This is a genomic window from Staphylococcus marylandisciuri (genome assembly GCF_025519785.1).
Classification (GTDB): domain Bacteria; phylum Bacillota; class Bacilli; order Staphylococcales; family Staphylococcaceae; genus Staphylococcus; species Staphylococcus marylandisciuri.
The window spans coordinates 1-301 of sequence record NZ_JAOPKZ010000053.1; the positions used below are offsets into that span (position 1 = coordinate 1).

General features: G+C 42.5%; 1 protein-coding gene. It reads right to left on the reverse strand.

The genetic code is table 11. The annotated features are described in order from the left end of the window. Positions 1–114: 114 nt before the first annotated feature. Positions 115–243, reverse strand: coding sequence for a hypothetical protein (locus N9R04_RS11350; protein WP_262856881.1), 129 nt, complete (start codon positions 241–243; stop codon positions 115–117). Positions 244–301 lie beyond the last annotated feature (58 nt).

The window sequence follows — 301 nt, forward strand, 5'->3', positions numbered from 1 at the left end:
TAGGAAAGCGAGCCAATAATACGAAGTATGGAATATGAAGAAGCACTCAGATGAAATGAAATAAATCATCTGAGTGCTATTTTTTCTGGGATTTATGTCCCAGCCTCTTTCTCTCTAGTCAAAGACCTTTATGTCCCAGCCTCCGGCTTCGCTTTTATAGGGCCGCCCCAACTCGCTGTGCTTGTTGGGAGCGGGACAGAAATCTAATTTGAATAAAATGATTTCGTAGTCCCGCCCCGGCAAGGATGACTAGAATTGAAAAAAGCTTGATACAAGCGCATTTTCAAATCAGTCATCTACT